The sequence below is a fragment of the Pseudomonas sp. NPDC089569 genome, from assembly GCF_050280625.1.
Lineage (GTDB): Bacteria > Pseudomonadota > Gammaproteobacteria > Pseudomonadales > Pseudomonadaceae > Aquipseudomonas.
The window spans coordinates 1-8,260 of record NZ_JBNNVQ010000160.1; the positions used below are offsets into that span (position 1 = coordinate 1).

Sequence of the window (8,260 nt, forward strand, 5' to 3'; positions counted from 1 at the left end):
CCGGTGCCACCAGCGGCATCGGCAAGGCTGTGGTCCTGGCGTTGCGCGATGCCGGTTTGCAGGTGATCGCGGTGGGGATATCCGCAATCAGAAGGTCGACGTACAAAACCTCAGGATGTTTCTTAAGGAATGCGTTTGCTTCGTTGAGTTGAACGGCACGCGGGGGTACCGACATGATGCAACACCTTTTTTGTTAAAAATATCAATCATTGATCTTTTCGGATTCCAGTCAACCCGAACGGCATGCCGAAGTCAAGCGAGGCATTTTTTGCCCTGAAAAAGCGCTCGCATGGCTTTTTTGGGGCACTTTGGGGCGTTTTTATATCGCCGAACACTAAGCCGCCCGCAGGCTTGAGCGGGCCGTGTTGTATTTTTTACGGGGGTGTTGTGTAAAAAAATGAACAAGGCTAAGCTCGGGTCAAACCCATAACAGCAATAATACCGGGGTGCTTCATGTCTCGCCTGCCGTTAATCGGCATCACCGCCTGCTCTGGGCAGCGCGGTCTGAATGCTTGTCACATCAGTGGCGACACCGGCTTCAGCGCCATGGCCTCAAAGGCTCGCGGCCTGTCGGTGATCCTTTCTTCCCTGGCGGATCGACCATCCCCGTCCGTTATTCTGGACGGCCACGATGGCACACCCATTACGGTTACTCCATTCAATATAGAACCGATTCACAATAGCGTATCGGTCATCGGGCATCGTACTGCTCGGGATTCTGCACGCTCGGCGTTTGCCCGTCCGTCGGGAAAAAAGCACGATAGCCTGTCGTAGACCCGCATTTCAACGCGACGCCGATGCGTCAAACATTGCCTGGCTCCCGAGAGTCAGGAAACTCAAAGCCTAGAGGCATTTATGAGTACCAACCTCGACCAGCTCACCGATTGGTTGAAAAGCCACAAGATCACAGAAGTCGAATGCATGATAAGCGACTTGACCGGCATCACCCGGGGCAAGATTTCGCCGACCAACAAATTCATTGCCGAAAAAGGCATGCGCCTGCCCGAGAGCGTCCTGCTGCAGACCGTGACCGGCGACTATGTCGAAGACGACATCTATTACGAACTGCTCGACCCGGCCGACATCGACATGGTCTGCCGCCCCGACCAGAACGCGGTGTACCTGGTGCCATGGGCTATCGAGCCCACCGCGCAGGTGATCCACGACACGTACGACAAGCAAGGCAACCCCATCGAGCTGTCGCCGCGCAACGTGCTCAAGAAAGTCCTGAAACTCTATGCCGACAAGGGCTGGCAGCCTATCGTGGCGCCGGAAATGGAGTTCTACCTGACCAAGCGCAGCGACGACCCGGACTACCCGCTGCAACCGCCGATCGGTCGTTCCGGGCGCCCGGAAATCGGTCGGCAGTCGTTCTCCATCGAAGCGGCGAACGAATTCGATCCCTTGTTCGAAGACGTTTACGACTGGTGCGAATTGCAGGACCTGGACCTCGATACGCTGATCCACGAGGACGGCACGGCACAGATGGAAATCAACTTCCGTCACGGTGATGCCCTGTCCCTGGCCGACCAGATCCTGGTGTTCAAGCGCACCATGCGCGAAGCCGCGCTCAAGCATGACGTGGCCGCGACCTTCATGGCCAAGCCCATGACCGGCGAGCCGGGCAGTGCCATGCACTTGCACCAGAGCATCATCGACATCGAGACCGGCAAGAACATTTTCTCCAACGACGACGGCACCATGAGCCAGCTGTTCCTGCACCACATCGGTGGCCTGCAGAAGCTGATTCCCGAGCTGTTGCCGCTGTTTGCACCCAACGTCAATTCGTTCCGCCGTTTCCTGCCGGACACCTCGGCACCGGTGAACGTGGAGTGGGGCGAGGAAAACCGCACCGTGGGCCTGCGGGTTCCGGATGCCGGGCCACAAAACCGCCGGGTGGAAAACCGCCTGCCGGGCGCCGATGCCAACCCTTACCTGGCGATTGCCGCGAGCCTGCTTTGCGGTTACATCGGCATGGTCGAAGGCTTGAACCCGAGTGCGCCGGTGGTGGGGCGCGGCTATGAGCGCCGCAACCTGCGCCTGCCACTGACCATCGAAGATGCGCTGGAACGCATGGAAAACAGCGCGACCATCGAGAAGTACCTGGGCAAGAATTTCATCACTGGCTACGTCGCGGTCAAGCGGGCCGAGCATGAAAACTTCAAGCGCGTCATCAGTTCGTGGGAACGGGAATTCCTGCTGTTCGCCGTCTGACGCGCCGGGCGTCGCCGCTATCGAGCGACGCTTTTATCTGGATTTTTTAGGAGACCCGTATGACCAGCAACAACCCACAAACCCGTGAATGGCAAACCCTGAGCAACGATCACCACCTGGCTCCGTTCAGCGACTTCAAGCAGCTGAAAGAGAAAGGCCCGCGGATCATCACCAACGCCAAGGGCGTTTACCTGTGGGACAGCGAAGGCAACCAGATTCTCGACGGCATGGCCGGCCTGTGGTGCGTGGCGGTCGGTTACGGTCGCGATGAGCTGGCCGAAGCCGCCAGCAAGCAAATGCGCGAACTGCCTTATTACAACCTGTTCTTCCAGACCGCTCACCCACCGGTGCTGGAATTGGCCAAGGCCATTTCCGACATCGCGCCTGAAGGCATGAACCACGTGTTCTTCACCGGTTCCGGCTCCGAAGGCAACGACACCATGTTGCGCATGGTTCGCCACTACTGGGCGATCAAGGGCCAGCCGAACAAGAAAGTCATCATCAGCCGCAAGAACGGCTACCACGGTTCTACCGTCGCCGGTGCAAGCCTGGGCGGCATGACCTACATGCACGAACAGGGCGACTTGCCGATCCCGGGCATTGTCCACATTGCCCAGCCGTATTGGTTCGCCGAAGGTGGCGACATGACTCCGGAAGAGTTCGGTATCTGGGCTGCCAACCAGTTGGAAGAAAAAATTCTGGAAGTCGGCGTCGACAACGTCGGTGCCTTTATTGCCGAGCCGATCCAGGGCGCTGGCGGCGTGATCATTCCGCCAGACACCTACTGGCCGCGCATCAAGGAAATCCTCGCCAAGTACGACATCCTGTTCGTGGCTGACGAAGTGATTTGCGGTTTCGGTCGTACCGGTGAGTGGTTCGGTACCGATTTCTACGGCCTCAAACCCGACATGATGACCATCGCCAAAGGCCTCACCTCCGGCTACATCCCGATGGGTGGCCTGATCGTCCGTGACGAAGTGGTGGCTGTACTCAACGAAGGCGGCGATTTCAACCACGGTTTCACCTACTCCGGGCACCCGGTAGCGGCCGCCGTGGCCCTGGAAAACATCCGCATTCTGCGCGAAGAAAAGATTGTCGAGCGCGTGCACGCAGAAACGGCACCGTATTTGCAAAAGCGTTTGCGCGAACTGAACGATCACCCGCTGGTGGGCGAAGTTCGTGGAGTGGGCATGTTGGGGGCCATCGAGCTGGTTCAGGACAAGGCCACGCGCAAGCGTTACGAGGGCAAGGGCGTGGGCATGATCTGCCGGCAGTTCTGCTTCGATAACGGACTGATCATGCGCGCCGTGGGCGATACCATGATCATCGCGCCACCGCTGGTGATCACTAAGGCGGAAGTCGATGAACTGGTGGCCAAGGCACGCAAGTGCCTGGACCTGACCCTGAGTGCGTTGCAGGGCTAAGTGCTAGGCTCTGAGCGGGAATCATGAAACTTTCGCTCGGCATAGCCATAGTGGGCGGCCTTTCCTTGAAAGACCGCCCAGGATCTTGCCAGACTAGCCGCGGTTCCAGTTGTCGGGGTTCGGCTGCTGAACAAAGTGGTTCAAAAAAAGAAAAATTTGGAGCATCACGCATGAAGGCATTAGGCAAAAAGGTTGCTGGCAAGACGCTTCTCGCCATGTCCCTGGCGGGCATCATGGCGGGCGCGGTTCAGGCGGACGACAAGGTGTTGCACGTCTACAACTGGTCCGACTACATCGCACCGGACACCATCGCGAACTTCGAGAAAGAATCGGGGATCAAGGTGGTCTACGACGTTTTCGACAGTAACGAAACCCTCGAAGCCAAGCTGCTGGCGGGCAAGTCCGGCTACGACGTCGTCGTACCGTCGAACAACTTCCTGGCCAAGCAGATCAAGGCCGGTGTTTACCAGGAGCTGGACACCTCCAAGCTGCCTAACTGGAAAAACCTGAACCAGGATCTGCTCAAGGCCGTTTCGGTCAGCGACCCGGGCAACAAGCACGCCTTCCCGTACATGTGGGGCTCGATCGGCATCGGCTACAACCCGGAAAAGGTCAAGGCTGCACTGGGTGTCGACACCATCGACTCCTGGGACGTCCTGCTCAAGCCCGAGAACATCGCCAAGCTCAAGGGTTGCGGTGTGAGCTTCCTCGACTCGCCGACCGAGATGATCCCGGTCGCCCTGCATTACCTGGGCCTGCCAACCGACAGCCAGAAGAAGGAAGACATCAAGAAGGCCGAGGATCTGTTCCTCAAGATTCGTCCTTCGATCACCTACTTCCACTCCTCCAAGTACATCTCCGACCTGGCCAACGGCAACATCTGCGTAGCGGTCGGCTACTCGGGTGACGTACAGCAGGCCAAGTCCCGTGCCGCCGAAGCCGGCGACAAGGTGAAAGTCAGCTACACCATCCCGAAAGAAGGTGCCGGCAGCTTCTTTGACATGGTCGCCATTCCCAAGGATGCCGAAAACGTTGAAGGCGCCTACAAGTTCATGACCTTCCTGCAGAAGCCGGAAGTCATGGCAGGCATCACCAACGCGGTACGTTTCCCGAACGGTAACGCCGCTGCAACGCCTCTGGTGGAAAAAGACATCACCAGCGATCCAGGCATCTACCCGCCAGCCGACGTGCAGGCCAAGTTGTATGCCATCGCCGATCTGCCAGCCGCTACTCAGCGTGAGATGACGCGCAGCTGGACCAAGATCAAGTCCGGTAAGTAAGAAGTAACACCCTGTAGGAGCGAGCGTGCTCGCGAAGAAATCCAGCAACGCCGTGGGGTGTCAGACACCCCACGTTATCGTTGTCGTCCATCGCGAGCCTGCTCGCTCCTACAAGCTTTTAATGTTTGCTGGAATGGTTTTTCGAGGGTAAGTTGCGCGCCGGTTTTGTTGTCAGGCAGCCATGGCTGTCATGCAGCGCGGGGCAACTTGGGCCCAACTAATTTAGAGGACCTCCACTTGCCTATTTTTTCTTCTTTGCGCAATGCCTTGCTGGCCGCTGCCGGCCTGACACTTGCTGTCGGTGCCCAAGCCGCCGGTACTGTGCATATTTATAACTGGTCGGATTACATCGGCGAGACCACCCTGGCCGATTTCCAGAAAGAGACCGGAATCAAACCGGTCTATGACGTGTTCGATTCCAACGAGACCCTGGAAGGCAAGTTGCTGGCCGGGCGTACCGGTTACGACGTAGTCGTGCCGTCGAACCACTTCCTTGGCAAACAGATCAAGGCCGGTGCGTTCCAGAAGCTCGACAAGTCGCTGCTGCCCAATTACCCGAATCTCGATCCGGAATTGCTCAAGCGTCTGGAGCAGAACGATCCGGGCAACCTGTATGCCGTGCCGTACCTGTGGGGCACCAACGGCATCGGTTACAACGTCGACAAGGTCAAGGCTGTGCTGGGCGTCGACAAGATCGATTCCTGGGGCGTTCTGCTGGAACCGGAAAACATCAAGAAGCTGCACAGCTGTGGCGTGGCGTTCCTCGATTCGGCCGATGAAATGATGCCGACCGTGCTCAACTACATGGGCCTGAATGCCAACAGCACCAACCCTGAAGATTACAAGAAGGCCACCGCCAAGCTGCTCGCGGTGCGCCCATATGTGACCTACTTCCACTCCTCCAAATACATCGCGGATCTGGCCAACGGCGACATCTGCGTGGCGATCGGTTTCTCCGGCGACATCTTCCAGGCCAAGCACCGCGCCGAAGAAGCCAAGAAAGGCGTGAACATCGCCTACACGATCCCCAAGGAGGGCGGCGCGCTCTGGTTCGACATGCTGGCGATTCCCAAGGACTCGAAAAACGTCAAGGAAGCCCACGCCTTCATGAACTATTTGCTGAAGCCTGAGGTGATTGCCCAGGTCAGTGATTACGTCGGCTATGCCAACCCTAACCCGGGGTCGGACAAACTGATGGAACAGTCCATTCGCACCGACGAAGCGGTCTATCCACCGCAAGCAGTGCTCGACAAGACCTACGTGTCCATCGAGCTACCGCCGAATATTCAACGCTTGATGACCCGCAGCTGGACCACGGTCAAGACGGGTAAATAGTTTCAAGGCTCAGACTATCCAGGTTGGCTCACCTTGAGCGAACCGCACTCTTTTTTTTCGGGAGTTTCGTAAATGGCAGTTGCCTCCGGCGCCTATAAGAAAGCCCTCGAGGGCGACCAGCAACCCAAGCAGGTGCTGGTCAAAATCGACCGGGTCACGAAGAAGTTCGACGAGACGATTGCCGTGGACGATGTGTCCCTGGAAATCAAGAAAGGCGAGATCTTCGCCCTGCTCGGCGGTTCGGGATCGGGCAAATCCACCTTGCTGCGCATGCTCGCAGGTTTCGAACGTCCAACCGAAGGACGGATCCTGCTCGATGGCGTAGACATCACCGACATGCCGCCCTACGAGCGGCCGATCAACATGATGTTCCAGTCCTACGCCCTGTTCCCGCACATGACCGTGGCGCAGAACATCGCCTTTGGCCTCAAGCAGGACAAGCTGCCGGCCGCTGAAATCGATGCACGTGTGGCCGACATGCTCAAGCTGGTGCAGATGAGCCAATACGCCAAGCGCAAGCCCCATCAGTTGTCCGGTGGCCAGCGTCAGCGCGTGGCCCTGGCCCGCTCCCTGGCCAAGCGTCCGAAGCTGCTGCTGCTCGATGAACCGATGGGCGCGCTGGACAAGAAACTGCGTTCGCAAATGCAACTGGAGCTGGTGGAAATCATCGAGCGCGTGGGCGTGACCTGCGTGATGGTGACCCACGACCAGGAAGAGGCCATGACCATGGCCGAGCGTATCGCGATCATGCACCTGGGCTGGATCGCCCAGATCGGCAGCCCGATCGACATCTATGAAACCCCGACCAGCCGCCTGGTCTGCGAGTTCATCGGCAACGTCAACATCTTCGACGGTGAAGTGATCGACGACGCCGAGGGCCACGCGACCATCACCTGCAAGGATCTGGACCGTCAGATCTATGTGGGCCACGGTATCAGCACCTCGGTGCAGGACAAGTCGGTGACCTACGCGATCCGTCCGGAAAAACTGATCGTGACGCCTACGCAGCCGACCTGCGAATACAACTGGTCCAGCGGCAAGGTGCACGACATCGCCTACCTGGGTGGTCACTCGGTGTTCTACGTCGAACTGCCGAGCGGCAAGATCGTCCAGTCCTTCGTCGCCAACGCCGAACGCCGCGGCGCACGTCCGACCTGGGGTGACCAGGTTTACGTATGGTGGGAAGACGACAGCGGCGTGGTACTTCGCTCATGAACATGCGCAAACTCAATCGCCGACTCAGTCGAATAATTCCCGGCGGCCGTCAAATGGTCATCGGGATCCCGTTCATCTGGCTGTTCCTGTTCTTCATGTTGCCGTTCTTCATCGTCCTGAAGATCAGCTTCGCCGAAGCCGACGTGGCCATTCCGCCGTACACCGAAATCTACAGCTACGCCGAACAGAAATTGCAGTTGCTGCTCAACCTGGGCAATTACGCCATGCTGGGCGGCGACGAGCTGTATCTGTCGGCCTACCTCGGCTCGTTGAAGATGGCGTTCTTCAGCACCATCCTCTGCCTGCTGATCGGCTATCCGATGGCCTACGGCATCGCCAGTGCCCGCAAAGAGGTGCAAACGGTGCTGGTGCTGCTGATCATGATGCCGACTTGGACCGCGATCCTGATCCGCGTCTATGCGTGGATGGGCATCCTCAGCAACAACGGCCTGCTCAACGGCTTCCTGATGAGCATGGGCTGGATCAACGAACCGCTGCAGATCCTCAACACCAACCTGGCGGTGTACATCGGCGTCGTCTATTCGTACCTGCCGTTCATGATCCTTCCGCTGTACGCCAACCTGGTCAAGCACGACGCCAGCCTGCTGGAAGCCGCGGCGGACCTGGGTTCGAGCACTTTCAACAGCTTCTGGAAAATCACCGTGCCGCTGTCGAAAAACGGCATCATCGCCGGCTGAGTTGAAAAAGAGGTGTTGACAGCAGCGAGTAACGCTGTAGAATTCGCCTCCCGCTGACGAGAGATCGACAGCGCAAGTGGTTGAAGCTGTTAAG

6 protein-coding genes and 1 pseudogene are annotated in these 8,260 nt (G+C 58.1%); all 7 read left to right on the top strand.

All coding sequences use genetic code 11. The features are described 5' to 3' along the window. Window positions 1-453: 453 nt before the first annotated feature. A complete protein-coding gene (locus ACQKP2_RS30795) occupies window positions 454-774 on the top strand; it encodes a gamma-glutamyl-gamma-aminobutyrate hydrolase family protein (protein ID WP_427582085.1) in 321 nt (106 codons plus the stop codon). Between the two features lie 81 nt (window positions 775-855). Further along, a complete protein-coding gene (locus ACQKP2_RS30800; RefSeq protein ID WP_427582086.1) occupies window positions 856-2,214 on the top strand; it encodes a glutamine synthetase family protein in 1,359 nt (452 codons plus the stop codon). Between the two features lie 59 nt (window positions 2,215-2,273). Beyond that, window positions 2,274-3,638, top strand: a complete 1,365-nt coding sequence (locus ACQKP2_RS30805; RefSeq protein ID WP_427582087.1) for an aspartate aminotransferase family protein — start codon at window positions 2,274-2,276, stop codon at window positions 3,636-3,638. Window positions 3,639-3,808: 170 nt separating this feature from the next. Beyond that, a complete protein-coding gene (locus ACQKP2_RS30810; protein ID WP_427582088.1) occupies window positions 3,809-4,918 on the top strand; it encodes a polyamine ABC transporter substrate-binding protein in 1,110 nt (369 codons plus the stop codon). A 237-nt stretch (window positions 4,919-5,155) separates the two neighbouring features. Continuing rightward, window positions 5,156-6,253, top strand: a complete 1,098-nt coding sequence (locus ACQKP2_RS30815) for a polyamine ABC transporter substrate-binding protein (RefSeq protein ID WP_427582089.1) — start codon at window positions 5,156-5,158, stop codon at window positions 6,251-6,253. A gap of 72 nt (window positions 6,254-6,325) precedes the next feature. Further along, window positions 6,326-7,468 carry an ABC transporter ATP-binding protein gene (locus ACQKP2_RS30820; protein ID WP_427582090.1) on the top strand — a complete coding sequence of 381 codons (1,143 nt, stop codon included), beginning with the start codon at window positions 6,326-6,328 and terminating at the stop codon, window positions 7,466-7,468. Between the two features lie 35 nt (window positions 7,469-7,503). Next, window positions 7,504-8,163: pseudogene (locus ACQKP2_RS30825) on the top strand (putrescine ABC transporter permease PotH); the annotation flags it as partial. Window positions 8,164-8,260: the final 97 nt, after the last annotated feature.

What these genes read in the sequence shown, in the direction of transcription:
- ACQKP2_RS30805 (WP_427582087.1), top strand. Translation starts at nt 2,274, where the DNA reads ATGACCAGCAACAACCCACAAACCCGTGAATGGCAAACCCTGAGCAAC.
- ACQKP2_RS30795 (WP_427582085.1), top strand. Translation starts at nt 454, where the DNA reads ATGTCTCGCCTGCCGTTAATCGGCATCACCGCCTGCTCTGGGCAGCGC.
- ACQKP2_RS30810 (WP_427582088.1), top strand. Translation starts at nt 3,809, where the DNA reads ATGAAGGCATTAGGCAAAAAGGTTGCTGGCAAGACGCTTCTCGCCATG.
- ACQKP2_RS30800 (WP_427582086.1), top strand. Translation starts at nt 856, where the DNA reads ATGAGTACCAACCTCGACCAGCTCACCGATTGGTTGAAAAGCCACAAG.
- ACQKP2_RS30820 (WP_427582090.1), top strand. Translation starts at nt 6,326, where the DNA reads ATGGCAGTTGCCTCCGGCGCCTATAAGAAAGCCCTCGAGGGCGACCAG.